We start from the raw sequence: 26,559 nt of genomic DNA, 5'->3' as shown, positions 1-26,559 counted from the left end.
TATGACAACTTGTGCTTTCTTCTTAAATATAGAAAATAAATAGTGGCTCCGGTGATCGGACCAGGATTTACCTTACTTGATTTCAGCCTCCTTCGCTTCAAACCCTATCGCCTGACTCTCATGGTGTTAGCGTGCTCCGAAGATGGAACTACCCACGCGAATCATGGTGCTGCCTTCTTCGAGGGCCATCTGGTAATCGCCGCTCATGCCCATCGATAGTTCCGTCCACGCTACCTGAGGTCCTTCGAACTTTAATGCAAATGCTTCCATCAGTTGCCTCAGTGACCGAAACTCGCTGCGAATCTGCGTTTCGTTGTCGGTATTAGTCGCCATGCCCATCAACCCACGGATTTGGATGTGTTCCATCTGCGCTACCTCTTCCGAGGCCAGAAGCTCGCGTGCCTCTTCCGGCAAAAGCCCAAATTTGGTTTCTTCTGAAGCGATGTAGATCTGCAACAGGCACCCGATGACCCGGTCGGCTTTTCGACCCTGCTTGTTGATTTCCCGCAACAATTTCAGGCTATCCACCGAATGAATCAGGTGGACAAACGGCGCGATGTATTTCACTTTGTTGGTTTGCAGGTGGCCAATCAGGTGCCAGCGCGTGTCCTCCGGCATTTCCGCTTGTTTGGCTACCATTTCCTGCACTTTGTTCTCTCCAAAATCACGTTGCCCCGCCTCGTAAGCTTCCTGCAGCATCTCTACAGGCTTTGTCTTGCTGACGGCCACTAGCTTGGCTCCGTAAGGCTGTACAATTTGACGGTAGTGAGATAATTGATGAGAAATTGTGCTCATTTTGCAAACTTTTGGGGTAAAGCTAGGCCATATCGCCCATATTTGGCAAAAGCCTTGCGGCAAGCGCGCCCTCCAATTTGATTTGTTTTTTCTTTAAAAGTGGTATCTTCATTACATAACCGCCAAAACCTCAGGGTGTTGCCGTTACCGATAGCAAGCAAATCTTCTATTTTTGCCACCTGACGCTGACAAGCACCGTTTAACAAACTTATTTTTATGCCCATTCTGGGATCGCTTATTAAGAGAGGTATTAAGCTCCGACAGAAAACCACGTTGCGTCCTCTCCTGCCCACACCGCTGCAGATGCAACGTAAGGTCTTGAAGAAACTACTCACCAAGGCACGCGATACCGAATTTGGCCAGGCGTACGGCTTTCGGGAAATCCTGCACAGCTTTGCTACGCCTCAGCCCGACGAGTTTTACTACCTCTACCGTCGTAACGTCCCAATCTACAATTACAACCAGATTTTTGAACAGTGGTGGAAACGGGCGAAAGCCGGCGAGCGGGATGTATGCTGGCCCGGACAGGTGCGGTACTTTGCGTTGAGCTCGGGCACCTCCGAGGCGTCTACCAAGCATATCCCCATTACTAAGGAGATGACCCGGGCCATTCAGCGGACGGGCACCAAGCAGATTTTCACGTTAGGGTACTACAACCTCCCGACCAATATTTTCGAGAAGGGCATCCTGATGCTGGGCGGAAGCACGCACCTTAATTACAGCGGGACCTTCTTTGAAGGCGACCTGAGCGGCATCCAGGCCAGCCAGATTCCGTTCTGGTTCCAGCACTTTTACAAGCCAGGGCCGCAAATCGCCAAAGAAACCGACTGGAATGCCAAACTCGATGAGATTACCCGGCGCGCCAGCGATTGGGACATCGGCGTAATTGTGGGCGTTCCGGCCTGGATTCAAATCCTGCTGGAGAAAATCATTCATCACTATCAGGTAGCGACCATTCACGACATCTGGCCGAACCTGACGATCTATTGCCACGGTGGGGTTTCGTTTGAGCCTTATCGCAAAGGGTTCGAGAAGCTGCTGGCGCATCCGCTTACCTACATCGAGACCTATCTGGCTTCCGAAGGCTTTGTGGCTTACCAGTCCCGCCCCAATCCCGATGGGATGAAGCTGGTGCTCGACAACGGTATTTTCATGGAGTTTGTGCCGTTCAACGACCGAAACTTCGACGACAACGGCGAACTAGTGGCCGATCCGGAGACCCTCATGATTCACCAGATTGAGGAAGAGAAAGAGTATGCGCTTCTGCTCTCCACCTGTGCGGGCACCTGGCGCTACCTGATTGGCGATACCGTCAAGCTGACCAACCGGGCTTTAAACGAAATTGTGATTACAGGGCGGACCAAACATTTCCTGAGTTTATGTGGTGAGCACCTGTCGGTCGACAACATGAACAAAGCCGTGCGGCTCGTTGCCGAAGAGTTGAACCTCGACATCAAAGAGTTCGGCGTAGCGGGCATTCCACATGACTCACTGTTTGCTCATCGCTGGTGGATCGGCACCGACGACCCTGCCAACGCGGCCGAAGTTCGCCAGCGCCTCGACGATCACCTGAAAGTACTGAACGATGACTACCGGGTAGAGCGGATTGCGGCCCTGAAAGAGGTTTCTGTGCAAATTGTGCCCTCCGCACTTTTTTACAAGTGGATGAAACTGCAAGGGAAAGAAGGCGGTCAAAATAAATTTCCACGCGTGCTGAAGAAAAACACGCTGGCCCAGTGGGAAGCGTTTCTCCGCGAGGAAGGCATCGACGCATGATTCAGGCGTTGGGAAGCGGTATTTTCTTCGGCCTTTCGCTGGCCATTATGATTGGTCCGGTGTTTTTTGCGTTGCTCCAAAATAGCATCCAGAAGGGATTTCGGGCGGGTTTATTGCTGGTAACCGGCATCTTTCTGACCGACATGCTATACGCCGCCGCAACGTACCTGGGCGTGGGCCGCGTCACAAGCGACAATGGGACCGTGAACCTGACCCTCGGGCTGATCGGCGGCCTTATCCTGATTGGGTTCGGCATCGGGTCGTTTTTCAAAAAACCTTCTTTAGCTCCCACTGACTCGTTCCAAACCGATCGTTTCGGCATCAGCCGCCGGGACGCGGGGCGCCAGATTACCAAAGGCATGCTGCTGAACGGCATCAATCCGTTTGTACTCCTGTTTTGGGTAGGGGTGGCCAGCACAGTGGCCTTGCGTACGCATTACACCCGTTGGCATGACTTTCTTTTTTACCTGGGTTTGTTGGGTACGGTATTCATGACCGACATCCTGAAAGTTTACTTATCGCGGCAGCTCAGCCGGTTCATCACCGTTACGCTGCTGACGTGGCTGAATCGCCTGGCCGGGATCGTGTTGGCGGGCGTAGGGTTGTACCTCCTGCTGTTTGCATATCGCTCGTTCGACGAACTCGTCTGGTAAACCTTTCGGGTCGCGGGGCGTTCTTACCTGAAGATACGCCCCATATGCATGAAAAACATTCTCCTTTCCGGCTTGGCAGCTCTCCTGAGCTTAAGCACCAAGGCACAAAATCTGGCGCAATTCAATGCCGGACGCCAACGCCTCGAACGCCTCACCACCCTTTCGCTGGGCACGTGGAGCGTAGGCAATTTGGCCGTTAACGGCCTGATGCTCAGGCAAAGTACAGGAGAAGCTCGCGAATTTCACCGGATGAATGTATATTGGAACCTGGTGAACCTGGCTTTTGTTGGGGCGGGTGTATACCAATGGCTCCGTGCCCAACCGCCTGCCTCATATTCCATGGCTGAAACGTTTGCGATGCAACAGCGTATGGAAAAACTCCTCCTCTTCAATGCCGGCCTCGACGTAGGGTACATTGCTACCGGCCTGTACCTGCGCGAACGGGCGAATAATGAAGAGAACCACCAGGTGCGCTGGCGAGGCTACGGCCGGGCCCTCATCCTACAAGGCGGATTTCTTCTGCTGTTCGATTCCACCATGTTTTTCTTCTTTAACCGCCACGGACGTCAACTGAACGTGTGGCTACAACGTGTAGAGCCAGCCCCCACGGGCACGGGCTTTCTGTGGAAATTTTAAGCTTGAACTTATGTCGACTGTTACCTTTTCTGCGCACGACCTGAAACATATGGAGCGCAATTTTCGGCGCGAACTCATCAACTCTGTAGCGGGATTCAAATCGGCGAACCTGATTGGGACCGCTGACGAGAATGGACGGACCAATTTGGCAGTTTTCAATTCGGTGGTACACGTAGGTGCCAATCCCCCCTATCTGGGTTTTGTGTTGCGTCCCCTGACCGTACCACGTCATACGTTCGACAACATCAAGGCCATCGGCCATTATACGATGAATGCCGTTCACGCCGATTTTGTCGAGAAAGCTCATCAGACCTCGGCCAATTACGACGAAGGTACGTCCGAGTTCGAAGTGTGCGGTTTAACCCCCTTCTATACCAAAGCCCACCCCGCCCCTTACGTGACCGAGAGCCATATCCGCATTGGCTTGAAGTTTACGGAACAACACCTGATCAAAGCCAACAACACCATTTTTATGGTAGGCGAGGTGATCGAAGTCATGGTGGATGAATCCATCTTGGACGAAGATGGCTTTGTTGCACTCGAAGCGGCCAATACGGTCGCATCGGTCGGCCTGGATGCGTACTACCAACCCAAGCGACTCACACGCCTGCCGTACGCCCGGGCCGAGGGCAAACTGGCGCAGTAATGCACCTGGTCTTCTTCCCAGGATTGGGAGCCGACGAGCGTGTGTTTCAGGATATATTTCTTCCTGGCCATACCAAGCAGTACCTGCAGTGGCTCCCCGTACGCCCAGAAGAAACCCTGGAGGGTTACACGCGACGACTTGCTGAGCAGGTGACTTCACCAGAAATATGCGTTTTTGTAGGCGTTTCGTTTGGAGGCATCGTGGCACAGGTGATGTCTCGATTTCGCCCGCCGCATCGGTTGGTGCTGATTTCCAGTTTCGTGCACCCGCACGAACTTCCACCCCTGTTCCGGGCGCTTGGCAAGCTTCGCATCACGCGGTGGTTTCCCATGTCGCTGCTGCGCATCCCTACGCCGTTTACGTACTGGATGTTTGGCGCCGATAACGCACGTACGCGTGGCCTCTTGAGCAACATATTGCACGATACTGATGTCGATTTTTTGCGTTGGGCACTTCAACAGGGGTTGGCATGGTCAGGCAACACAGGACAGCTAATTCACCTGCGTCTCCACGGCACCCGTGACCGACTCCTGCCACCGGCGCGCATACACGGTTTTGTGCCGATTCATCGGGGAGGCCACTTGATGGTGCTTACACAGGCGGAGCAGATCAATCGACAACTGAGTGCCTTGTTGGCGAACGAACCAAAACAGAACTCCTGATGTACCATTTACCCAAAACAAACCAATAAAAAACCCCGCCCGCAATGCGGACAGGGTCGGGTCACGTAGGAAAAATTGCTGATTGAGAGAGGCTAATTATACGTGTGTACCCCTACGTGATTTCCTTCGGTGTCTTCAAATACGGCATAACTCCCATACTCCGGCATTTTCGTAGCCGGAATGACAATCTTCCCGCCGGCCGGCTCGACACGGGCCAGAATTTCGTCCAGATTATCGCCCAAATTCAAGTAGACTTTTGCCCCGGCGGGTCCGGGTATCTGCCCCGCTCCAGCCACGATTGCTCCCCCTACTCCTTCCTGCTCCATAGTGTCCTGAAACATGGCCATACGGTAACCATCCGACTCCTGAATCGGGAGCTGATGTGCGTAAATTATGCTGTAAAAGCGGTGTGCACGGTCAAAATCAGCTACTGGGATTTCGAACCAGTTCAACGAGTTTTTCATGAGGTATCGGGTTTAAGGATGAGAACTCGAGGGAAGCTTACTCTACCATAAGCCGGAAATAATCGACGCCGTGGTCGTGGCGTACCCATTCGATGTACTGCTTTTCGGCAAGCTGCTGCAGCACCGACAGTCGCTCCCGCCCAATGTGGACATGACACCCGTGAAGCGCATCCGGATATTCGAGGAAACGACGCAATTCGCGTTGCTCAGTGAGGTTGAGCCGCTGGTTCATGATAGGTAATACCATGTTGTGGATGAGGTGACGAATCTGGACCAAAACAGTAGTGTTTGAAAGACTTGTCAAATGTACTAAAACAAACCAAAACACACCAGTTCGTACCTAAAATTTTAGAACCAAATTTTTGAAATGGTGCGTTTTCCTCTACTTTTGTAAAAAACGAACTCAAGGCGGACCATGAACCAAGCAGAGCGACTAGCGACATTACGGAAACAAACCGGCCTCACACAACGGGAAGCCGGCAGCCGGGTGGGTGTGAGCCATAGTCGTATAAATGTTTACGAGAAAGATTCTAATGTTCGGATTAAAGTGCCAGTTTTACGGAAACTCGCTGCACTCTACGGCACCACCCCCGAGTACATTGAAACCGGAGAGAAAAAAGTAAACCAACCGTTGAATAAAATGCCACCCCGCGTCATTGTACTGGACCCCACCGAAACCCGCGAAAACATTCTTTTCGTTCCCGTAAAGGCGCAGGCTGGTTATCCGCGTCTGTTGAACGATCCTTCGTTCATCCGCGATCTGCAGACGTTCAGCATTCCCGGTTTCACCAACGGTACATACCGCATTTTCGAAGTAGCCGGCGACAGTATGCAGCCCATCATTCAGCCCGGCGATCTGCTCATCTGCGAGCACATCGAATCTCTGGAAGAAATTAAAGATGGCGACATCTACGTGATTGTCAGCACAGAAGGCATCTTGGTGAAACGGTGCATCAACGCCGTCCGCAAACGCGGCGCCGTGATCATCGAATCGGAAAACCCGGAATACAAACCCGACGTGGTGATGGCCGCCGACATCCTGGAAGTCTGGCGCTACAAAGCCAAAATCACCCGCAACTAGATAGATCTTATGGCAGCGTTTCCGCTGCCTTTTTTATAGCATTTCACTCAACTTCCTCTCTCCTATGTCCACTCCCTTCCTGGGCCTCCGCACTACTATCTACAAAGTGACTGACATCGACGAGGCAAAAACGTGGTATTCACAGGTGTTGCACATGCCTCCTTATTTCGACGAACCGTTCTACGTGGGTTTCAACGTAGCGGGCTACGAACTGGGACTTCAGCCCGAAGCGCATGAGCCGGACAAAACCGCCAGTGTTGTCACGTATTGGGGCGTCGACGACGTTCAGAAGAACTATGAGGCGTTGCTAGCGCTGGGCGCGAAAGAGTTTGAGCAACCTCAGGAAGTGGGCGGAGGCATTTGGGTCGCCGCTGTGAAAGATCCCTGGGACAACGTCTTCGGCATTATTCACAATCCCCACTTCTCCCTGACGTAGGTTCGGTTTTACTTGCGGTCTTTCGTATCGATGACGATCGTGACCGGACCATCGTTCAACAGACGCACTTTCATATCGGCGCCAAACTCGCCGGTGGCAATGGACTTGCCCAGATCGGTCGTTAACTGCTCAATCATCCGCTCATACAGCGGAACAGCCACGTCGGGACGAGCCGCCTCGATGTACGAAGGCCGGTTGCCTTTTTTGGTACTGGCATGGAGCGTAAACTGACTGATCAGCAGCAAGTCACCACCTACGTCGAGCAACGAGCGGTTCATTTTTCCTTCCTCGTCGCCAAAAATCCGCAGCTGTACTACCTTTTTGCTCAGCCACGTCAGGTCTTCGTCTCCGTCGTCGTGCGTAATGCCCAACAGCACCAGCAATCCCGTTCCGATGGCGCCGCGCACATTGCCATCGATGGTGACCGAGGCTTCGCTGACACGTTGAATGACGGCAATCATACTTACTGGTTGAACTGGTTCATAGTCCGGTCGATCCCCACCGTACAAAACGAAAGAATCATTTCACAGGCGCGATCGATCGGAATCAGAATTTCATCCATCTCTTCTTTGCTGAAGTTGCTCAATACGTAGTCGATCTGACGTCCGCGCGAGAACTCACTGCCAATGCCGAATCGCAAGCGTGCGTAGGTCGTTGTGCCCAGCACTTCCTGGATATTGCCTAGCCCATTGTGGCCGCCATTCGAGCCTTTGCCTTTCAAACGCAGTTTGGCAAAAGGCAGCGCCAGATCGTCGGTAACGACCAGCAGGTTTTCAACGGGGATTTTCAGTTCTTTCAGCCAGTAGTTAACCGCCTTACCACTCAGGTTCATGTACGTCGTCGGCTTGATCAGATAAATGGTACGCCCCTTGTATTTGAACTCGGCCGTGAAGGCATGCCGACCGGAGCGAAACGTGGTGCTTTGCTGGTCGGCCAGCCGGTCGGCGACCAGAAAACCAATGTTATGACGCGTAAGCTCGTATTCAGGACCGATGTTGCCCAGGCAGGCAATCAGATATTTCATGATAATTTCGTTTGGTTTAGCGATCTTTGACCGCAACCGGACCGCAACCGGACCGCAACCGGACCGCAACCGGACCGCAACCGGACCGCAAAGAAGCGGCTAATCCCCAACTTTCCAAGTGCAAACGATAAATGACCTGATGCAGATTCACCCCCACGCCGGCGCGCTGGAGTGGATCGGCCTGCGTCCCGGACGCGATGCTCCCATGCAGGTGGTAGACGAAGTAGAGGTGCAGCCCGGTCAGGGCTTGAAGGGTGATCGCTTTTCGGGAAAAAATAGCGACAAACGCGCCGTAACGCTGATTCATGCCGAGCATCTCACGGCCGTGGCATCGTATCTCCACCGGGAGGACGTAGATCCGGGACTGGTGCGGCGCAACCTGGTGGTGCGCGGCCTGAACCTGCTGGCGCTGAAAGAACGACAATTCCGCATTGGCGAGGAGGTGATTCTGGAATGGACCGGCGAATGCCACCCCTGTTCGAAGATGGAAAAGAACCTGGGGCCAGGTGGGTACAACGCCATGCGTCAGCACGGCGGCATTACAGCCCGTGTCATTCAGGGCGGCACCATCCGTCGGGGCGATGCTATCGTGCCCCTATAACCTAATGTAGCTTTTCTAGTTCCGCCCGCAGATTTTCGCGAGCTTGCGCCTCCCGCTGTTGGAAATGAGCAGTTCGGTAAAGGGTGGGTTCGTTCAAAAACGCTTCCAGCACTTTTCGGCGTCCGGGCTTGTACAGCAGGTCGGGTACGTGACGGTATTCCTGCCGAATTTGCTGAGCATAGCGCTGGTACACGGCGGGCGAAGCGCTCAACACCGCCAAATCGAAAGCCAGAAACCAGTGCAGTTCAACAGGTTCGTTTGGCTCCCGGTCCTGATGCCGTTGTGTGCGTCTGATCCAGTGCGCTACCTGTTGGAGGCGCACGGACTCAAAACGCGTTTGTTGTAAAAAGTGAATCGCCTGTTGCGCGCTGCGCAGCTCGTTGTCGTTCCGTAACGGATTGTACACCGCGTCGTGAAACCAGATGGCAAATCGCACGGCATCGTAATCGGGCAATGCCGACCTGAATTCCTTTGCGTACGTCAGCAAAGCGGCGACGTGCGCCAGGGTATGATAATGCCGCTGTGGAGCAGTATAGGCCCCGTGCAGCTCCTGCCACGTGGTTTCCGTCAGCATCGGCGCCACTTCGTAAGGCGCCACCAACCGCATCCACTCGCCTTCCAAAGCTTCTTCTTCCATCACGCCTGAATTTCCGGTTTCTCTTTGCGCGCCCGGTACGTGGAGCAACTGTCCCGAAACCAACGTTCCATGCCGTGCAGATCTTCTCCAAAACGGTCGATAAATTGCTGAATACACCCTTCGCTGAGGTGCATGTCCCAGTTTCCCTGCTCGTCGACGGGCACACAGTCGCACAAATCAGGCGCTTCTTTGGGCTGACAACGGTTTGTCAGAACCAACAGCAACACCCCGAATGCCAGCCACCGCCCCCGGGTTAACAGACCTTGTAGACGCATCATTGCCAACAACTTACGGATATTCTCAGATACACGCCACTTCCCGCACCTCTGCGCAACAAAAAACGCTGCCCTGCCCGGAGGCAACGCAGCGCATCAAAGTAGTCGTTGACCAAGACTACTCGTGGTAGTCGTACATCAGCTCGTAATATTCGTCCGCCATGCGGTTGGAATCAAAGCGGGGCGTCACTTCCAGCATGCTGCGCTTCACCAGTTTTTCCCACTCTTTCGGGCGGTCGTAGTACAGCGGCAGAATTTCGTTTTCCAGAATGCCCATCAGGTTTTCGTAATCGTTCGTATCCTGCTGGTCGATCGGCAAAGTCGGGTCAGTCGGCGGAATGATGAACGCGTTTTTGCCGTGCTCGGCAAATTCCGGTACCCAGCCGTCGGAAATCGAAAAGTTGATGGCTCCGTTCATGGCCGCCGTCATGCCGCTGGTGCCCGACGCCTCGCGCGGACGGCGCGGCGTGTTCAGCCAGATGTCGGCTCCCTGTTTCAGCAGCATCGACAGCGCCAGTTCGTAGCCGACCAACACCGCCGTATTTTTGGTTTTGTAACTGGACGTCACCAGGTGATCGAAACGGCTGATGGCGTTGTAGTCGAACGGATACGGTTTGCCTGCCCAGATGATCTGCACAGGATACTTGTCGTTGTTGATCAGGCGGTTGAAACGCATAATATCACGCTTGATCAGGTCCGCGCGCTTGTATTCGGCGAAGCGCCGCGCCCACACGATGGTCAACACGTCTTTGTCAAAAATCTTCCCGGTCTGGTCAGCCACGGTTTCGAACAACCGCTTCTTTAGGTGTTTTTTCCGGTGGAAAAGCGCTTCGTCGTCGCCGGAAGCCAGGTTACCCGCCAGCTGTTTGTCGGCCCAGTAGGTTTTGTTTTGCGCGTTGGTGATGTGGATGATCTTGGCAATACCAGAATTTTCGCCCCACATGTCGCGCGACACTTTGCCGTGCAATTCGGATACACCGTTCGCGATTTTGCAGAGGCGCAGCGCCGCCAAGCTATGGCTGAAACTATCCGTGTCGATGCCGGTGATCTGACGCACTTCTTCTAACGGCAGGTTGGAGAAAAAGCCCATCTGATGCAACTGATAGATGTTGTGCTCTTCGTTCCCGGCTTTTTCGGGCGTATGCGTCGTGAAGCATACCCGCTTTTTCACTTCGTTCAGGTCGTGGCCAAACTTCTGGTACAGATGGAACGTCAGCGGCAGCGCATGGCCTTCGTTCATGTGGTAAATGTCGGCACCGCCCAGCGCATCCACGACTTTTGCGCCCCCGACGCCCAACACCAGATTTTGCGCGATGCGCGTGGCCGTGTTGCTGTCGTACAACCGGTGGGTAATGGTCTGCGCCAGGTGATCGTTTTCGTCGATGTCGGTCGTCAGGAAATACATCGGAATGGTGTTGAACACCTCGGGCCGCAGGTACAGGGCCTTGACGTAAATCTGGTGGTTGTTGACGTAGACGGGCACCATAATGCCGCTGTCTTCCAGAAAGTTGTAGTACTTCTTCCGGAACAGCACCTTCATCGTGTTGTCTTCGGTTCGTACCTGATCGTAATAGCCGTATTTCCACAACATGCCGATGCCGATCATGTTCTGTTTCAGCTCGTAGGCGCTCCGCATGTGCGACCCGGCCAGAAAGCCCAGTCCGCCCGAGTAGGTTTTCAGGCTTTGGTGGATGGCAAATTCCATACAGAAATACGCCGCACGTGTCTTATACTTGGGGTCATAAGAGTACGGATGTTCGATAGTATGCACGCTCAAATTCTTATCGTTTACAATCAAAAATAAAAAGTGGCACTTTCGAAAAAGGTCCTCCAAATTACGACATTGAGTAAATTTTCATATTTTTCTTATCTGATTTTCAGGCACTTTTCCTTCTTTATGTCATATTTCAAACGCAACTGTTTCGTTCCTACGCTGGCGGGTTTGGTGGCCCTTCTGGCGCTCTGCCAATGCAGTTCTCCTACACCGCAGGAGAGGCCGGTACGCTACGACATCCGGTTCGACTCGCTCAAAAACCATATGGTCGAAGCGCTTTGGGACCTGAATCCTACGTCGGCGCTGTGGGCAGGACGGCACGAACACGACTCGCTGCTCACCATTCCGACGCCCCAGTTCCGTAAAAAGGAAGCAGCTTTCTACGCCCGTTGGCACGATAGCCTGGCGGCCTATCCAGTCGATTCGCTTTCCACTCAGAATCAGATCGATTACTACATCTTGCAGGACCTGATTGCATCGGAAGTGTGGTACGCCGATACGTTTCAGGCCTACACCTGGAATCCCGCCACCTGGAACGTGGGCGGCAGCTTTGCGGAAATTCTGAACGGCCGCTACGACGCCCGCGACACCCGCCTCCGGGCCATTGCCAACCGCCTGCAGTACGTTCCCGCCTACTACGCTACGGCCCGCGCCACGCTGGGCACCCCGACCCTCCCCCATACCGAGCTGGGAATCCTGCAAAATCAGGGCGCACTTACGGCGGTGTTCGGCCCGGCCATGGTCGATTCACTGGCGGCATCGGGACTCACCGACGAAGAGAAAGGGCAGTTTCAGGCCCGGCTCGATTCCGCCCGGCACGCCATTGAGGCCTACATCGCATTTCTGAAAGAAACCCAAACCCGTTTGACACCCGCCTCGGCCAAAAGTTTCCGCATCGGGCCGGAACCGTTCCGGCGCAAGTTTGCGCTCGACATTGTGTCCAGGTATACGGCCGACGAGGTGTACCAGAAGGCGCTGGACCGGAAGGCATACCTTCACCACCACATGGACTCGCTGGCCAATTTGCTCTGGCCCAAGTACTTTTCGGGGCAAACGCCACCCACCGATTCCCTGCAAAAAATCCGGCGGGTGATCGACGCGGTAGCACAAACCCACACCGATCGCGATGCGTTCGTAGAAACCGTTCGGCAGCAGATTCCGGAATTGATTGCCTTTGTGGACCAACACGATTTGCTGACGCAAGACCCCGAAAAGCCGCTGGTGGTGCGCGAAACGCCGCTCTACATGCGGGGCGGTGGCGCAGGGGCGTCAGTTTCCGCCCCCGGGCCGTACGATCCGACAGCCGATACGTACTATAATGTGACACCGCTGGATGACTACGATGCCGCCGGGGCCGAGAGTTACCTGCGCGAGTACAACCAGTACACACTACAGATCCTGAACATTCACGAGGCCATTCCGGGCCACTATACCCAGTTGGTGTACAGCAACAAATCCCCCTCGATCATCAAAAGCTTGTTCGGCAACGGTGCGATGGTAGAGGGTTGGGCGGTTTACAGCGAACTGATGATGCTGGAAGAAGGCTACGAAAATTCGCCGGAAATGTGGCTGATGTACGACAAGTGGAACCTGCGCGTCACGACCAACGCCATTCTCGACCACTTGGTGCAGACCACCGACTTTTCGGAGCAAGAGGCGTACGATTTCCTGATTGGGGAAGCGTTTCAGGAACGCGCCGAAGCCGAAGGAAAATGGCGACGTGCGCGGCTGTCGCAGGTACAACTCAGCAGCTACTTCACCGGTTTCACCGAAATTTATGCCCTGCGTGAGGAGCTAAAGCAGCGCATGGGCGACGACTTTGACCTGAAGGCCTTTCACGAAGAATTTCTCAGCTACGGCAGTGCGCCGGTCAAATACATCCGTCAGTTGATGTTAGAAAACCATCCGGCCTCGAAGTGACGCGTTACAGCAGGGCTTCGGCTTCAGGGACCGACGAGCCGCGTACGATCATGTGCGTGCGCAAAATCGTGGTGGTGGGTTCAACTTCCACATCTCCTCCGGCTTCGATCTGTTCCAACAGAATGCGCGTAGCCGTCTGCCCCATCTCGAAAGCGGGCTGAGCAATGGTGGTCAAGTGCGGCTCCACGATGGTTCCGAGCGGATCGTTCGAGAAGCCCACCAGCGCGATGTCTTCGGGAATGCGGATTTTCCGCTCCCGCAGCAGTTGCAGCGTAAAGAGCGCGATGTAGTCGTTGAAGGCGAAGATGCCATCGGGTGGCTGGGGCAGCGCCAGCAACTTTTCTGTAGCCGCCCGCGTCTGTTCCCGCTCAATGTTGGTATAGCCGATCAGTTCTTCGTCGGTCGGAAGGCCGTGTTTTTTCAACGCTGCCCGGTATCCCTGCAACCGCTCGTGGCTAATCGGCAGCGATTCCGAGCCCATCAGGTGCGCAATGCGGCGCGCCCCGCGTTCAATCAAATGTTCCACCGCCTGAAAAGCGCCGTCGTAGTCGTCGACCACCACTTTCGAGACGCCCTGTGTTTCGGGAGCACGGTCAAAAAACACCACCGGCACGCCCCGCCGCCGAAAGGCCTCAAAATGTTCGTCCGATTTGGTTTCGCGGGTGATGGATGCCAGCAGCCCGTCGACTTTGTTGCGAAGCAGCGTTGTGGCGGCGGCTTCTTCCTGTTCTTGTCGTTCGTTCGATTGGCAGAACATCACGTTATAGCCTGCCGCCAGCGCCGTTTCCTGAATGCCGCTGATCGCCGCCGAAAAAAAGTGGTGCGTAATCTCCGGTAAAATCACCCCGATGGTGTGGGTGCGTCGATTCAACAAGCTAAGGGCCAGGGGGTTGGGTTGATAATCTAGCTCTTTGGCCAGCGCCTTGACGGCTTCGCGGGTCTTTTTGCTGATGCGCGGGTGGTCTTTCAACGCCCGCGACACGGTAGAAGGAGAAATGTTAAGTGCGTGGGCAATATCAACTATGGTTGCCTGAGTTTTCTTCATGAGATGGGAGGCCGTGGTCAGAGTGCAAAGGTTTGCCTAAATATAAAAATTTTGTACCACACCCCTCATTTCGAGTACGGAATGGAAAAATTCTTTTACCCTAAGAGGGAATTCAAGGCAAAACCATAATCACTTCCGGCAAAAGAAGGCCCTTGGGTCGTAAAAAAACCCTACTCTTTTACAAAAGCAGGGTTCTTGTAGAAGTACGGTAAAAGTCTTTTCTAGACGGCAGCTTGGGTCTGTTGCATGAGTTGAGAATATGCTTCGGGCGTATCCACATCGAGCAAGCCATGCGGGCAATCCAGCAACTCGACATCAGTCAAATGGTTACGGATGATGTGACGGGCTCCTTCGTCGCCGCTCAGTTGCTCTAACTCGTCGAACAATTCGCAGGAGAACAAAGCAGGTGCGCCGATGGTCCTGCCGTTGGGTTCGCCACTATACCGCGAAGCCACAATTTCTTTCGGCGACTTTTTGTAAGCCGCCACCAGTTGCTTGATGTAAGCGGCATCGATCAGCGGTTGGTCGCACAGCATAATCGCCGCGGCCTTCAACGTCGGTGCCAACTGGCGGAGGGCTTTGATTCCCACCTGAATGGACGACCCCATGCCGGTCTGCCAATCGCGGTTGATGACCATTTGCACAGGGTATTTCAGCAATTCGCGGCGCATCTTGGAAGCGTTGGCGCCCAACACCACGACCAGCGGCTCTAGGCCCGCTTCGGTGCCGATCGAAACGGCGTGTTGTAAGAAGTTAAGTTCACCAAAAGGAAGGAGTTGTTTAGGTTCTCCCATACGGGACGAGTTTCCAGCTGCCAGGATGATTCCCCCGACAGTAGATTTACGTTTAGGCATAAGACAGTAAAGGGAATTAAAGAGAGAGTTCTACGTTCTTTGAATCTATAGGTACGTGAATCGGACCTGTTTTGTTACGCAGCATCCCTCCGGTCCGCTTCCGGAAAAAAGCCTGAATTTCGGCTACGATCGAAAGGGCAATTTCCTCGGGCGTTTCGGCACCCAGGTCCAGCCCGATGGGCGAAAAAATGCGCGGATCTTCCGTAGGCGCGCCTTCAGCCGCCAGCGCGTCCTGCATCCGTTCCCATTTTTTACGCGGGCCCAAAATGCCGATGTACGCTACCTCTGTAGGCAGCAACGTCCGTAAAACGGCCAGATCGTATTCGTAGTTGTGAGAAAGCAACACCGCCGCCGAGAAACGTCCGGGTTGCAACTGCGGTACGGCTTCGGTCCGGCCTGCATACACCACACACGAAGCTTCAGGGAATCGCTTGGGCGCTACGTGCACAACGCAATCGTCTGTAACGACGACGCGCCAGCCCAGTTGGTGGGCCAATGTCACCACCGGCTGGGCGTCGAAACCGGCACCAAAAATAAGCACTTCAAGTTCAGGCGCTACGTATTCCAGCAATACATCGGCACTCCCTTCCGCCGTCGTGAAGGTGCGCACGGCCGAGCGTTCCTGTTGCAGCACTTCGTCGATACTATCGGTAGAAAGCGGTGCGATGGGCTCCTGGCGGGACACCAGCTGGTGCAGAGCCAGCGGTAGTTCCAGCGTACCTTCTGTCCGAAAAACCGTGGCCAGCACCGACGCCTCGCGCCGTTCTGCCAACGTGCGCAGGCTATCTAGGTGCTGCTGCGCGGCCGGATGCACCAAAGGTTCGATCAACACGTCGATCACGCCCTGACACCCGAGCCCGACGCCCAGGCTGCGCGCGTCGGCATCGTTGGTAGTATCGTACGTCACCAGGCGTGGTTCGCCGCTGCGCGTCACTTCCTGCGCCCTCCGCAGGGCATCGCCTTCCAGGCATCCCCCACTGATGGCCCCGATCCAACGTCCTCGTTCAAACATCAGCATCCGGGCACCCGGCCGTCGGTACGACGACCCGCGTACGTGTACAACCGTTGCCAGGGCTACGGGCGGTGCTTCGCTGCTTACTGCCCGGTCGTAGGCTTCCAGAATGGCTTTGATCTCTTTCATTTTGTTCCCTCCCGTACTTTTTTCACTTCTTCCAACTTTACAATTTCGCCTTTGTTGCCCCAACTGTTCCGCACATAGTTCAGCACGTCTGCTACTTCCTGGTCACTCAATCCTGTCGCGGGCATTGCGCCCTGGTACGTGACACCGTTTACGGTAACGGGACCTTGCAGGCCCACCAAGGCGATTTTGATCGAACGGGCTTTGTCGGCCATCAAGTAGTCGGATTCGGCCAACGGCGGAAAAACCCCGGCCATGCCCTGCCCTTCGGCCATATGGCAGGCGATACACAGGTTACTGTAAACGGTTTTGCCCCGCTCCATGCTGGCCTGCAGGTCATCGTCGTTCGATTCTACAAAAGAGGGCAGCACCACCACACTCAGCAGTGCCAGAATAAGGGTGAGTTTCATGTGAGTAAATTATCAAAAAAATGGCAACGTCTCTTCGGTTCTTGTCACGAAGAGACGCCTAGCTTTTTACGTAAAGCCCCGCCCGCATGGTTATAAAAGAAAATACCGGAGTGAGTCTGAACCTATCCTAAAGCCAGCACTACGCTTCTTACGCTCTTTCGCCTTCCATATAGTGATAATGTGGCTGACTAGCCGAAGAGAAGCTGCCAATACAATCAGGATCACGAGCCTTCTCTGTGAGTTTCGTAGGACTCAAATTTATAATTTGATGCTTCACTGCCCACTCGAAGCAACTGATGTCCAATGGATACGAGGTCAATACACCTGTCAATCGGTTGGCTTTGATCCATGGGCTACATTTAGTTTCCTGAACACGCCACCCGGAAAACGCCCCTTTCCCACAAATACCCAAACTGTCTCCTCCTCTTCTGATCTCATTTTCCTTTCGCATTTATCGCTCGTACAGCCTGCACGAACACTAAAAAAGCGAGCCTTTGGCGGCAATTTGGACAAAACAGATCCCGTTCCATCTGCGGATTTTCAAGCTGTCTGATAAACGTAAAATTCTTGTAGGGGAAGTGCTTCTGTTCTGTAAAGCCAAAATACCCAGGTCGGTACGACGCAACGTCCAGCATGCAGAAATCGCACAGGGTAAGCGTTATGCCCTGGTATAGTTCAAAAACGGCATAGGTGTGTTTGTTTTCCTGCAAGTCGTTCCGTTCTGCGGGAACGTCCCACCCGCAAGCGTGGCAAGGAGCGCATTCCCTCACCTCTAACTCAGTGAAACAAACGGGGCAGTTTTGCTGATTTTTCACGTGGCTCTCCTCATCGATGCGCTAGTTGCTGCAAGTGGTGCTTCAGATGAACCACATAATCTTCCACCAGATAGTGCAACGTGCGGAGTTCCGGCGCCCCCTCCTTGCTTGTGTTGCAGGTAAGAAGCATCTGCTCGTCGGAGATGCGGTTTACGGTGCGCACCAGTTGTTGATTGAGCAGTTGCCAGAGCAGAATCAGCTCCTGCGTGTCGGCGTGCTGGTAATCCTGTAAAGCGACCCATGCCTCCTGATCGTAGACCACATGGGGTGCAGGTTCGTACTGACTCACCACAAACCGCCGCAGGTTGTTCATCGCGCTGTCGATCAGGTGGCCCAGTAGTTCGCGTTTGGACCAGACCGTCGGGCTTTTCTTGGCCGACCACGCCTCTTCCGGGATCGTCTGAAACGACTGCAAACTGCGGTTGATCAGGTCGATGATTTCCTCGGTCGGGTGCATGGGCGTAGCGCGGCTTAAATAGGATTCAGCGTTTTAACATCCTGGTATTCAAACTCAAAGCTGATTTCGAAGCAGTCGACAAACCGCCGTTTCATCGCGTTTTTCAATGCCTCGGGGTCGTCGCAGCAGAACACAAACGCGCCACCGCCGCCCGCACCACAAATTTTCCCGCCCCAGGCGCCGTTTTCCAGCGCAAAGTCGTACATGGCGTCGAGGTTTTCGTTCGTGCTGGCCGGCGTCAGGAGCTTTTGCGCTTCCCAGTTGGCCGCCATGATGTCGGCACACGCCCGGAAATCGCCTTGAGCCAGCGCCTCTCCGAACGTACGACCGTATTCCGCCAGTTGCTGAAGTGCCTTGCGCCCGTCGTCGGTCTTATGGTTTTTGTATACGCCCTCCACGGCCGACTGTGCATTGCGGCTCACGCCGGTATGGAGCAGCAGCAGGTGCTTCCGAAAGGCCTCCAGCGTGTCGCGCGAAACGTCTAGCGGCAGCGGCTTGCCGTAATCGTCGCCGAACTCGAACGTGTGGAATCCGCCGAACACGATGCCGTACTGATCCTGCCGCCCGATGAACCAGTTCAGTTCTTTGTTTTCAAGGTTGAACAGGTCTTCCCCGATTTGCGTGAGCGTACGCCCTTCGGCGTTGTACGTTTTGGAATTGAGCATCTCCAGCACTTTCACGGCCGTGGAGGTACTTAGCCCGCTCCCCCGCGGATAGCCCGCAAAATTGAAGGCTCCGTTGCGGTACTCGATCAACGGGCTGATGGCCACGTTCGAAACGTAGCCTTTTTCACCGTACATGATGTAAGGGATGTCGGTCCAGCCTCCGGCGAAATCGATGCGCAACGGCGCTTTCAGGCCGTAGTTAATTTTGTTGATGATGTTAGTCGTGGAGGTGGCTTCCAGCTCCGGCGGCACCACCCGACTCACAAACTTGATGGTCGTTCCTACTTGGCTGCACAACGCCTGCTTGGGTTCGATGGACGAATCGTCGTCGTTCAGCACGAACACGTCGGGGCGGAGCAGATGCATCACCTGCTGGAAGTCGATTTTGCCCGGCTGCAGTGCGTCGTCGTTCAGCACCACGTAATCGACGTCGTGCATGGCCGCGATCAAAAACAGACGGTTCTGTTCCGGGTTTACGGGCCGGCCGGGGCCTTTCAGCTGGGTGAGGGTTTGGTCCCGCCCCACGCCCACCACCAGCAGGTCGCCCAGGTCCTTGCATTGGTGAAAAAAGACGGCATGGCCCGACTGCAAAATGTCGTAGCAACCGGTCGCAAACACGATGGTTTTGTCAGAGTTTTCTTTGCGCAGGCGCTCCAGCCCTTCGGCGGTCAGCACTTTTTTTCGCAGACGATCGATCATAAAATAAGTTCAGCAAGCTTCGCTTTGTCAGAGAAGCCAAATAGTTATCGGTAGATGATGAGCGGCACCGTGCGGTTCGGCAGGGCGCCTATGCTTCTGCGCACGACCGCTTATTCAATGAAAGCGTCGGGTCACAGAAGCATGATCACACAAATATGCGTATTAATTGCCAAGCGCACCGGTTCGCCACGCCACAGGCATCGCTGCTTACCGCCCGGCCCCACCTTCGATCTTGAATACAAAGGCGTAGTCGCGGGCGTCGCCCAACGGCAGAATGGCAGGCGGCGTGATAGTCAGTTGCCCGCCGCTTTGTTTCGTCTTCACCGCCGCCTCGCGCCCCAACAGGCGCACCTTACCGCCCGCGACGCCCTTCAGGCGTAGCGTCGCCGGATACTGCGTGCAGAGTACGTACAGATCAGCGCCTTTCTGGGTGAAGAAAACGCCCTCCTGTTCGTTGGCGGCACTGCCCGTCCACATTCGGGTGCCGTAAATGGCCTCGCCGTTGGCCTCCAGCCACGTGCCCATGTCGAGCAGGCGTTGTTGCATGATGACCGGAATGCGTCCGTCGGCCGTCGGGCCGATGTTCAGCAGCAGATTTCCCCCGCGCCCCACCAAGCCGACCAGCAGATGGATCAGGTCTTTCGACGATTGATAATCGCTTACCTCTTCGGCACGGCTGTACCCGAACGAATGGCCAATGCCCCGGCACTCTTCCCACGGACGCGCCATCTGCCCGCTCTGCTCATCGTTGTGTACCAGACCGTACTCCGTCGTGTAGAATCCCCCGTGTTTGCTCCGTGTTTCTTTCCCCCACCGGTCGTTCACCACCACGTCGCGCTTTACCGGCGATTCGTTGTAGAGCCACGCCAGCCATTCCGGACTGTGCCAGCGTTCGCTGGGCAGATCCCACTCGCCGTCGGTCCAGACCAAGTCGGGTTTATAGCGCGTCACGAGGTCGTTCAGTTGCGGCAGCATGTGCTCTTCCACGTAGCGATCGGGGTTCTGCTGATAGAGCGGGTTGAACCACTCGTAAAGCGAGTAATAATAGCCCATCCGCAGCCCTTCGGCGCGCACCGCCTGCATCAGATCACCGGCCAGATCGCGGTGGGGGCCCACGTCGACGGCATTCCAGTTCCAGCTCTGCGCACTTGGCCAGAGGGCAAATCCATCGTGATGCTTCGAAGTCAGGACCACGTAGCGTGCCCCAGCCTTCTTGAACAGGGTAGCCCAGTCGGTCGGCTCGAACAATTCGGCTTTGAAGTGCTGAACAAAGTCAGGATACTTGAAATCTTCGCCCCACACCCGGTTGTGGTACGCCACAAACTGCGCGTGCCCTTCGGCGGTAGAATCGACCAGACGTTTCCAGTACCACTCCGCATACCGGGCGTAGAGGCTTACGTCTTTGGGGGCGTACGAAGGCACCGAGTAGACCCCCCAGTGAATGAAGATGCCAAACTTGGCATCCTGGTACCATTCGGGGACGGGGCGGTTATCGAGCGAGGCCCAGTTGGGTTGATACGGTTGCGACATGGCGGAGAAAGTGAGCGCCGTCAGGAGTGATACTAAAATGGAGCGCATAGGTCAGTAGGTGTTTATGAGCAAAGGCCAGGCGTACGAATCCAAAAAATAGACATTCCGCGCGGGTCTACCATTCCAAACGTTTGCGCAGTTCGGTCACGTGGGCGACGTGGTGCCGCCCGTGCCAGGCATAATTGGCCAGCGACTGCAACAACGTTTGGCTTCCCATCTCCGGGTGTTGGTAGGTACGCTCGAACGCTTCGTCGGGCAACGCCCGCAGCAACACACTCCAGCGCTGGTGTACACTGTCCAACAGACGAAGCGACACTTCGATGGGCTCCTGAGCAGCGTCCGGCAGTTCGGCCCAGGCCGCCTGGTCGTAGGGTTTGATGGTCGGGTTATTTTCGGTCAGGGCCAGACGCCAGCGAATGTACCCGTTCATGTGGCTGTCGGCAACGTGATGCACCAGCTGCCGCACGGTCCAGCCCCCGGGGCGATAGGGCGTGTCCAACTGCTCGTCCGAAAGTCCGGACACGGCTGCCAGCAGTTGGGCGGGCAACTGGGCGATGGCCTCGATTTGCTCAGCTCGGGGCTGTTCGGGTTGCGCTTCGAGGGTACCGATGGGAAAGGAAAAAGAACTCATAGAAAAGGAAGTTTGAGGTGTGGGGCGTATCTGGAAGTTTGCGCAGGCAGGTGCCGGCCTAGTTGTTTGCGTTGGTATCTGGATACTGATTGTAAGGACGTTAGCGAGGCTGAAGGACGATGCCAGCCGAGAAGCGTCCGGTGTTGTTCCGGGAACGGCGGGCGGAGAAGAACTGGTCGTGATGCTGATAGGTACAAATCCCCGCCACCTCAATCGACTCAGGTCGGACGCCCAATGCGAGGAGTTGGTGACGGTTGGCGTTCCACAAGTCTACATATCCCTTTTCGGGAACGGTTTGGTGCGGACGTACAAAGCCTTCCCCCAGCGCAGCGTTAACTTCTTCCACCACTTCCGGGCCTACTTCGTAAACCTCTGCACTGATGGAAGGCCCGATCCCGGCGAGCACCGCGGCGGGATGCGTACCGAAATGGTCCTGCATGGTACGCAGGGCGTTTGTCAGAATACGACCGACGGTCCCGCGCCACCCGGCATGCACCGCCGCAGCCACATGCCGTACCGGATCATAGAGCACAATCGGGACGCAGTCCGCAGCCAGCACAGCAATGCAGACACCCGGCGTCGACGTGACTAACCCATCCGTTTCTGCCAGTGCCTCCGGCCGCGTCTCCTTGTCTACGACCGCCACAACGGCACTGTGGGTCTGTTGAGGGATGAACAGGCGGTCAGGCGTCACCCCCATGGCTTCGGCAACGCGAGCGCGGTTGGCTTCCACGTGCGCAGGCGCGTCGCCTACCCGAAAGCTCAGGTTCAGTGCGCCCAGGTGTTCGTGACTCATACCGCCGCGCCGGTCGCTAACGAAGTGCCGAAGGTGCGACTGGGTAGCCAAATGGTCGAATTGCCAGAGGGTCAGGGGGCCAAAAGTTTGCTGGTGCATGCGGGAAGATCGTCGTCCGGTCCGCCGAATTTACGGTAATTTTCTGCGTTCGCTCAACTTCTCCCGATTCCTACTTCTCATGAAAGATCTGCTGCTGCGCTACGCTTTCTGTGCCGCCACGTTTTGCCTGTTCTTCCCCATTTTTCCAGGTGGGGCCCAGCCGAATGCGGCCCAACCGAATGAGGCCCAGGGAAAACCCGACAAAAAGCTTCAGGCCCAGCTGGAGCAACTGGTCGCAGGCTTTCGGGGGGACGTGGGGATTTACGTGCGTCATCTGAAAACGGGACGCACCGCCATGATTCACGCCGACTCGCTCTTCCCGACGGCCAGCATGATCAAAATTCCGATCACCATCGCGCTATTCGACAAAATCAACCGGGGCGAACTGGACTACCACACGCCGTTGGTGTACCGCGATTCGCTGTTGTATCCGGGAGAAGACATTCTGGGTTCGTTTCAAGACAGTGCGGTCATCGAACTGAGCAAGGTCGCGATGCTGATGATCACCACGAGCGACAACACTGCCAGCCTGTGGGCACAATCGCTGGCCGGGACCGGCACAGTTATCAACCAGTGGTTAGCCGACCACGGCTTTCGTCACACGCGTGTCAATTCGCGTACGCCGGGGCGGGAACCCAACCGGACACACTACGGCTGGGGGCAGACGACGCCGCGCGAGATGGCAGAGCTGCTCGTGATGATCCGGGAGGGGCGGGTGATCAACCCGGCGGCCAGCGAGCGCATCTACCGCAACCTGTGTCACATTTACTGGGACCACGAAGCACTTTCGCAAATTCCGCCTACCGTGCAGGCCGCGTCGAAACAGGGCGCCGTCGACGAATCGCGTTCGGAGGTGGTGCTGGTCAATGCGCCCTCCGGCGACTACGTGTTTTGCGTCATCACCAACCATCAGCAAGACCAAAGCTGGCAACAAGACAACGAAGGCTACGTACTGCTACGGGACGTATCGTGTCTGCTCTGGCAGTACTTCGAGCCGCGCTCCCACTGGCAACCGCCCGCCCACAATGAAGCGTGGCAATAACGCCCTACACCCGCGAAAGCAGTAGCGAATTTTTACGGGGATTCCGCTTCAGCGGCAGTTGAGGGAACTGCACTTTGGCGCGCGTCAGCAAATGCATGGCTGCATCGGCCGAAGTCGGTTTTGCGTCCACCACAGAACACATCTGCAGATCGGCAGGTTTGTAGTTGGTAATCAGCACTTTACTCCCCAAAAACTGCACAGTCACATCCCACTCCGAGTGCCGATAGATGTCTACTCTAACCTCCTTAAACCCTAGTTCAATCAGATAAGAAGTAAAAGAGAAACCGGACATTGTTAATTGTTAAGCGAGTATAAGAGACGTAGGATTAATCCATCCCTCTAACCGGAAGTAACCGCTTATTGTTCGGCGATAGGTCGATAAATGAAAAAATAGTTGGAGGCAATTGCGCCTACATAGGAACTGTGGCCCTGGCAACCACACACGCGGTTTAGTTGAGCCGTTGGTTACACGGCAGGCGATCCAAAACGAGGTGCGTCAACGCTTTCCTGGCCAGCCGATGTGAGGTATCGGACATCTTCACCGGAGCGATCGTAAAGCATCATAGGCCTCCCGGCACTCGCTATTTACCTCAGGATGTGCTTGTTGAGTTGCTCTTCGATTTCTTTTCTGGCCTCCAGGTACAACTTTCCCGCCCACATCTTGGCTTCCAGCATTTTGTGTTGCATCTGATAAATCTCCTTCAGCTGGGTAATGGGCAGGCCGCGGGTAATGATGGCGTGGTGCGTGAGCAACTGCATGGTGTCCTCACAGTAGTGCACCAGGTGTACCGGCGACGAACGCGTCAGCTCTTGTCCGTCCAGCGAGCTCCACACAATCTCTTCAGGATAGAGCCTGATTTCGAAATCTTCTGCGGTAGGGTCGCCCCAGACGGCGCTTTTGCAGCTCGCCGAGCACACGATAGGCCCTACCGGCAGATACAAAGCTCCACTCCCAAAGATAAGGTCTCGATTTCGAGTAATGTCCGCTTCTATGTCTGACATACGATACTCTCCGATAAGGTTAAGCAGATGCGCTCTGACATGTTTCCCATGCCTCTAACTACCGCTTGTCGACCAATGTTGGAATTTCCGCAAAAAAGCGGACAATTTCTCAAGGCCGAGTGTGGGTAACCCAAAGCATCAACCTGGCCAGCGTTACGAACCCAGTGCATGGGAGGACGGTCGTCCGGGTTAATCCTCTTCCAAGAGCCTCCTGACCGCCTGAAGTCAATTGGTAGCATCATACCCGGTGGTGCATCCGTCCTTAACGTTTGGGAGCCATTATCCCTACGGAACGGTTCTACCGCGGCTTTCATCACAAGCGTGGGCTTTTTCGGTTCCGAATTACGTGCGGGTGCTTTACCTCTAATTTATTCAACAAATAGCAAAATGCCTCACAGGCCTGTTGCCCTCACCAAGCAGGTCAGGTAATCTCAGGAAGCAAAAATCAAGTCGGCGGCAGCTTACTGTCTTGTTGCTTTATAATCGCGGGATTTTAAACCAGACCATGACCTGAAGAAAAGATGGATTTGAATCGCTTATTAAAAAGAAAGGCAGTTACGATAAGAGTACGTAACTGCCTGGTTATCAAGTGGGCCCTGCTGGTCTCGAACCAGCGACCACCTGATTATGAGGCAGTTACATCAGACTCCAAAACAAACAAATCAGCCAAATTTCAAACATTCACACTAATTAGGTCTGAAATAGGTCTGACTATCTGCGGTAAAAGATGTTCAATTTCTGCCCCCCGGGGGCTTCGTATTCACTCCCCGTCCTGATGATTTTAAATTCAAGATCATGATGCTCGTAAAGCGTGAGTTCCAGTACTACGCCGACCTGTGCTAAAGACTCGGTTGCTTCCGACATCGGGGGAGCATTCAACAACAAGTACCGCGTGTCTTTTATATACTCCCGCACATCCGTCGCAATATGTGTTACATCGGCTTGATGCCTCTTAGACATAACCGTTTTGAGGATATCTAGCGACTGATCGCGTTTAGGAAACCACAAAATGATAAAGTACACATTCGACTCTTTCACCAGAAGGTACAATAGGCCATCGGTGAGGTGAATGATCTCCGGATGGTTTGCAATCTCCAACCAGGAAAGGTCCAGGATTTGCTGTTTGTTAAGAGCGCTCATGCAAACATTAGTTTTGATGAAAAAAATGCTCATTATTTAATCCTTCCACCTGCTCCTCCAATAGTTGTAGATGCATCTGCAAACGCTTGATTTCCTCATTGATCTCATGCCGCAGTCGCAAAAGGTCGGTCTGGGTAATACCTAGCTGCAATGTCTCTATTTTTTGAATGCGCGAGGTTCACCCCCGCTTGCTGAGCTACCTGATGAATGGTAGCTGGTGACCCGATCAGTTCATGAAGCGTGACACCCAGCGCCGCCGCGATCAGCTCCAGCTTGGAGAGTTTGCCGTCGCCGTGGCGAATGATTTTGCTGATTTGCTTTTTCGATAGTCCGGTTCGATCGGCCAATTCACGGATGGTAATCCCACGCTTCTGTAGTATGAGTAGAAGGTTGTTCCGGAGGTCGTAAGCCATGGCAAAAAGTAATGGGTTTGACGTCTTTACTTTCGTTTAAACTTGTTAAAATTCTCTTCAATTTCTTTGCGGGCCTCTGGGTAGAGTTTCCCGGCCCACACTTTAGCTTCCAGCAGTTTAAGCTGTATTTGGTAAAGTTCTTTAAACTGAGCGGTCGGTAAGCCCCGGGCGGTGATGGCGTAGCGGGTGAGGAGCTGAATCGTATCCTCACAAAAATGCACCAGGTGTACCGGAGCCGAACGCGTCAGTTCCTGCCCGTCCAGCGAGTACCAGATGATTTCTTCCGGATAGAACCGGATCTCAAAATCTTCTGCCGCAGGATCGCCCCACAAGGCTAGTTTACTGGCCGCAGAACAAAGAATCGGGCCTATCGCGAGATACGGTTTTCCGCTACCAAAAATAAGCTCCCGATTCCGGGCAATGTCCGCTCCTAGGTCTGACAT

The 26,559-nt window shown here is 54.7% G+C and carries 33 protein-coding genes; 10 read left to right on the top strand and 23 right to left on the bottom strand.

Features of this window, described 5'->3' with window-relative positions:
• Positions 1-126: 126 nt before the first annotated feature.
• Both BLR44_RS06305 and BLR44_RS28550 read right to left on the bottom strand, forming a co-directional pair.
• Positions 127-795, bottom strand: coding sequence for a YggS family pyridoxal phosphate-dependent enzyme (locus tag BLR44_RS06305; RefSeq protein ID WP_089680372.1), 669 nt, complete (start codon positions 793-795; stop codon positions 127-129).
• Positions 792-1,019 (bottom strand): hypothetical protein, encoded by a 228-nt coding sequence (locus tag BLR44_RS28550; protein WP_143017156.1) that lies wholly within the window; start codon positions 1,017-1,019, stop codon positions 792-794. Before BLR44_RS28550 ends, BLR44_RS06305 begins: the two co-directional genes overlap by 4 nt.
• Here BLR44_RS28550 and BLR44_RS06300 point away from each other — a divergent pair.
• From BLR44_RS06300 to BLR44_RS06280, 5 genes are read left to right on the top strand one after another with little or no spacing between them, the layout of a single operon-like run.
• Positions 1,012-2,571: a GH3 family acyl-acid amido synthetase gene (locus BLR44_RS06300; RefSeq protein ID WP_089680369.1), complete on the top strand. Its 1,560-nt coding sequence runs from the start codon at positions 1,012-1,014 to the stop codon at positions 2,569-2,571. The genes BLR44_RS28550 and BLR44_RS06300 overlap by 8 nt on opposite strands.
• The gene (locus tag BLR44_RS06295) at positions 2,568-3,224 is read left to right on the top strand and encodes a LysE family translocator (protein ID WP_089680367.1); all 657 of its coding nucleotides are present in this window, start codon (positions 2,568-2,570) and stop codon (positions 3,222-3,224) included. The genes BLR44_RS06300 and BLR44_RS06295 overlap by 4 nt, the downstream gene beginning before the upstream one ends.
• A 48-nt stretch (positions 3,225-3,272) precedes the next feature.
• Positions 3,273-3,860, top strand: a complete 588-nt coding sequence (locus BLR44_RS06290; protein ID WP_089680365.1) for a DUF6992 family protein — start codon at positions 3,273-3,275, stop codon at positions 3,858-3,860.
• Between the two features lie 10 nt (positions 3,861-3,870).
• On the top strand, positions 3,871-4,506 hold the full coding sequence (locus BLR44_RS06285) for a flavin reductase family protein (RefSeq protein WP_089680363.1): 636 nt from the start codon (positions 3,871-3,873) through the stop codon (positions 4,504-4,506).
• Complete coding sequence (locus BLR44_RS06280) at positions 4,506-5,168, top strand: alpha/beta fold hydrolase (RefSeq protein WP_089680361.1); 663 nt, start codon at positions 4,506-4,508, stop codon at positions 5,166-5,168. Before BLR44_RS06285 ends, BLR44_RS06280 begins: the two co-directional genes overlap by 1 nt.
• Positions 5,169-5,260: 92 nt before the next feature.
• On the opposite strand, the gene BLR44_RS06275 is transcribed toward BLR44_RS06280, so the two are convergent.
• Together BLR44_RS06275 and BLR44_RS06270 are read right to left on the bottom strand one after the other, a co-directional pair.
• The gene (locus BLR44_RS06275; RefSeq protein WP_089680359.1) at positions 5,261-5,632 is read right to left on the bottom strand and encodes a VOC family protein; all 372 of its coding nucleotides are present in this window, start codon (positions 5,630-5,632) and stop codon (positions 5,261-5,263) included.
• Between the two features lie 37 nt (positions 5,633-5,669).
• The gene (locus tag BLR44_RS06270) at positions 5,670-5,879 is read right to left on the bottom strand and encodes a hypothetical protein (protein ID WP_143017155.1); all 210 of its coding nucleotides are present in this window, start codon (positions 5,877-5,879) and stop codon (positions 5,670-5,672) included.
• A 168-nt stretch (positions 5,880-6,047) separates the two neighbouring features.
• On the opposite strand from BLR44_RS06270, the gene BLR44_RS06265 reads away from it, so the two are divergent.
• Positions 6,048-6,713 carry a S24 family peptidase gene (locus tag BLR44_RS06265; RefSeq protein ID WP_089680355.1) on the top strand — a complete coding sequence of 222 codons (666 nt, stop codon included), beginning with the start codon at positions 6,048-6,050 and terminating at the stop codon, positions 6,711-6,713.
• A gap of 64 nt (positions 6,714-6,777) precedes the next feature.
• Entirely contained in the window at positions 6,778-7,149 is a 372-nt protein-coding gene (locus tag BLR44_RS06260) for a VOC family protein (protein WP_089680353.1), read from the top strand.
• An 8-nt stretch (positions 7,150-7,157) separates the two neighbouring features.
• Here BLR44_RS06260 and dtd read toward each other — a convergent pair whose 3' ends face one another.
• Positions 7,158-7,610, bottom strand: coding sequence for a D-aminoacyl-tRNA deacylase (dtd, locus tag BLR44_RS06255; RefSeq protein WP_089680350.1), 453 nt, complete (start codon positions 7,608-7,610; stop codon positions 7,158-7,160).
• Between the two features lie 2 nt (positions 7,611-7,612).
• Positions 7,613-8,173, bottom strand: a complete 561-nt coding sequence (gene pth / locus BLR44_RS06250; protein WP_089680348.1) for an aminoacyl-tRNA hydrolase — start codon at positions 8,171-8,173, stop codon at positions 7,613-7,615.
• Positions 8,174-8,291: 118 nt separating this feature from the next.
• Here pth and BLR44_RS06245 point away from each other — a divergent pair, with 118 nt between their 5' ends.
• The gene (locus tag BLR44_RS06245; protein WP_245705983.1) at positions 8,292-8,774 is read left to right on the top strand and encodes an MOSC domain-containing protein; all 483 of its coding nucleotides are present in this window, start codon (positions 8,292-8,294) and stop codon (positions 8,772-8,774) included.
• A 1-nt stretch (position 8,775) separates the two neighbouring features.
• Here BLR44_RS06245 and BLR44_RS06240 read toward each other — a convergent pair whose 3' ends face one another.
• From BLR44_RS06240 to glgP, 3 genes are all read right to left on the bottom strand, one after another.
• A complete protein-coding gene (locus BLR44_RS06240) occupies positions 8,776-9,411 on the bottom strand; it encodes an HD domain-containing protein (protein WP_089680344.1) in 636 nt (211 codons plus the stop codon).
• Positions 9,411-9,689, bottom strand: a complete 279-nt coding sequence (locus BLR44_RS06235) for a hypothetical protein (protein ID WP_089680342.1) — start codon at positions 9,687-9,689, stop codon at positions 9,411-9,413. The genes BLR44_RS06240 and BLR44_RS06235 overlap by 1 nt, the downstream gene beginning before the upstream one ends.
• A 115-nt stretch (positions 9,690-9,804) precedes the next feature.
• Positions 9,805-11,391, bottom strand: coding sequence for an alpha-glucan family phosphorylase (gene glgP, locus BLR44_RS06230; RefSeq protein WP_089680340.1), 1,587 nt, complete (start codon positions 11,389-11,391; stop codon positions 9,805-9,807).
• Positions 11,392-11,583: 192 nt separating this feature from the next.
• On the opposite strand from glgP, the gene BLR44_RS06225 reads away from it, so the two are divergent.
• The gene (locus BLR44_RS06225) at positions 11,584-13,380 is read left to right on the top strand and encodes a DUF885 domain-containing protein (protein ID WP_089680778.1); all 1,797 of its coding nucleotides are present in this window, start codon (positions 11,584-11,586) and stop codon (positions 13,378-13,380) included.
• 4 nt (positions 13,381-13,384) lie between these two features.
• Here the strand turns inward: BLR44_RS06225 and BLR44_RS06220 are convergent, their stop codons facing one another.
• The 9 genes from BLR44_RS06220 to pgeF all read right to left on the bottom strand — a co-directional run bounded on the left by BLR44_RS06220 (position 13,385) and on the right by pgeF (position 22,519).
• On the bottom strand, positions 13,385-14,425 hold the full coding sequence (locus BLR44_RS06220; RefSeq protein ID WP_089680338.1) for a LacI family DNA-binding transcriptional regulator: 1,041 nt from the start codon (positions 14,423-14,425) through the stop codon (positions 13,385-13,387).
• Positions 14,426-14,646: 221 nt separating this feature from the next.
• The gene (locus BLR44_RS06215) at positions 14,647-15,279 is read right to left on the bottom strand and encodes a nucleotidyltransferase family protein (RefSeq protein ID WP_089680336.1); all 633 of its coding nucleotides are present in this window, start codon (positions 15,277-15,279) and stop codon (positions 14,647-14,649) included.
• Positions 15,280-15,295: 16 nt separating this feature from the next.
• Complete coding sequence (locus tag BLR44_RS06210; protein WP_089680334.1) at positions 15,296-16,420, bottom strand: XdhC family protein; 1,125 nt, start codon at positions 16,418-16,420, stop codon at positions 15,296-15,298.
• Entirely contained in the window at positions 16,417-16,827 is a 411-nt protein-coding gene (locus BLR44_RS06205) for a c-type cytochrome (RefSeq protein WP_089680332.1), read from the bottom strand. Before BLR44_RS06205 ends, BLR44_RS06210 begins: the two co-directional genes overlap by 4 nt.
• Positions 16,828-17,652: 825 nt before the next feature.
• Positions 17,653-18,099, bottom strand: coding sequence for a DinB family protein (locus BLR44_RS06190; RefSeq protein ID WP_089680328.1), 447 nt, complete (start codon positions 18,097-18,099; stop codon positions 17,653-17,655).
• 14 nt (positions 18,100-18,113) lie between these two features.
• Complete coding sequence (locus BLR44_RS06185; RefSeq protein WP_089680326.1) at positions 18,114-19,463, bottom strand: adenylyltransferase/cytidyltransferase family protein; 1,350 nt, start codon at positions 19,461-19,463, stop codon at positions 18,114-18,116.
• A 207-nt stretch (positions 19,464-19,670) separates the two neighbouring features.
• On the bottom strand, positions 19,671-21,041 hold the full coding sequence (locus tag BLR44_RS06180; protein WP_089680324.1) for an alpha-L-fucosidase: 1,371 nt from the start codon (positions 21,039-21,041) through the stop codon (positions 19,671-19,673).
• A gap of 67 nt (positions 21,042-21,108) precedes the next feature.
• Positions 21,109-21,624, bottom strand: a complete 516-nt coding sequence (locus BLR44_RS06175; protein WP_089680322.1) for a YfiT family bacillithiol transferase — start codon at positions 21,622-21,624, stop codon at positions 21,109-21,111.
• Positions 21,625-21,724: 100 nt separating this feature from the next.
• On the bottom strand, positions 21,725-22,519 hold the full coding sequence (gene pgeF, locus BLR44_RS06170) for a peptidoglycan editing factor PgeF (protein WP_089680320.1): 795 nt from the start codon (positions 22,517-22,519) through the stop codon (positions 21,725-21,727).
• A 79-nt stretch (positions 22,520-22,598) separates the two neighbouring features.
• Between pgeF and BLR44_RS06165 the strand changes: the two genes are divergently transcribed.
• Positions 22,599-23,561, top strand: a complete 963-nt coding sequence (locus BLR44_RS06165; protein ID WP_089680775.1) for a serine hydrolase — start codon at positions 22,599-22,601, stop codon at positions 23,559-23,561.
• A gap of 4 nt (positions 23,562-23,565) precedes the next feature.
• Here BLR44_RS06165 and BLR44_RS06160 read toward each other — a convergent pair whose 3' ends face one another.
• The 5 genes from BLR44_RS06160 to BLR44_RS06140 all read right to left on the bottom strand — a co-directional run bounded on the left by BLR44_RS06160 (position 23,566) and on the right by BLR44_RS06140 (position 26,559).
• Complete coding sequence (locus BLR44_RS06160; RefSeq protein ID WP_143017154.1) at positions 23,566-23,853, bottom strand: hypothetical protein; 288 nt, start codon at positions 23,851-23,853, stop codon at positions 23,566-23,568.
• Positions 23,854-24,146: 293 nt separating this feature from the next.
• Complete coding sequence (locus BLR44_RS06155) at positions 24,147-24,503, bottom strand: hypothetical protein (protein WP_089680315.1); 357 nt, start codon at positions 24,501-24,503, stop codon at positions 24,147-24,149.
• Between the two features lie 771 nt (positions 24,504-25,274).
• Positions 25,275-25,703 carry a hypothetical protein gene (locus BLR44_RS06150; RefSeq protein ID WP_089680313.1) on the bottom strand — a complete coding sequence of 143 codons (429 nt, stop codon included), beginning with the start codon at positions 25,701-25,703 and terminating at the stop codon, positions 25,275-25,277.
• A 104-nt stretch (positions 25,704-25,807) separates the two neighbouring features.
• Positions 25,808-26,116: a helix-turn-helix domain-containing protein gene (locus BLR44_RS06145; RefSeq protein WP_089680312.1), complete on the bottom strand. Its 309-nt coding sequence runs from the start codon at positions 26,114-26,116 to the stop codon at positions 25,808-25,810.
• Positions 26,117-26,142: 26 nt separating this feature from the next.
• Positions 26,143-26,559 carry a hypothetical protein gene (locus tag BLR44_RS06140; protein ID WP_143017152.1) on the bottom strand — a complete coding sequence of 139 codons (417 nt, stop codon included), beginning with the start codon at positions 26,557-26,559 and terminating at the stop codon, positions 26,143-26,145.

Origin of the sequence: Catalinimonas alkaloidigena (genome assembly GCF_900100765.1) — a bacterium.
GTDB classification, from domain to species: domain Bacteria; phylum Bacteroidota; class Bacteroidia; order Cytophagales; family Flexibacteraceae; genus Mooreia; species Mooreia alkaloidigena.
Note: the sequence above shows the minus strand (reverse complement) of the source record. Positions and strands in the feature narration are given on the sequence as shown.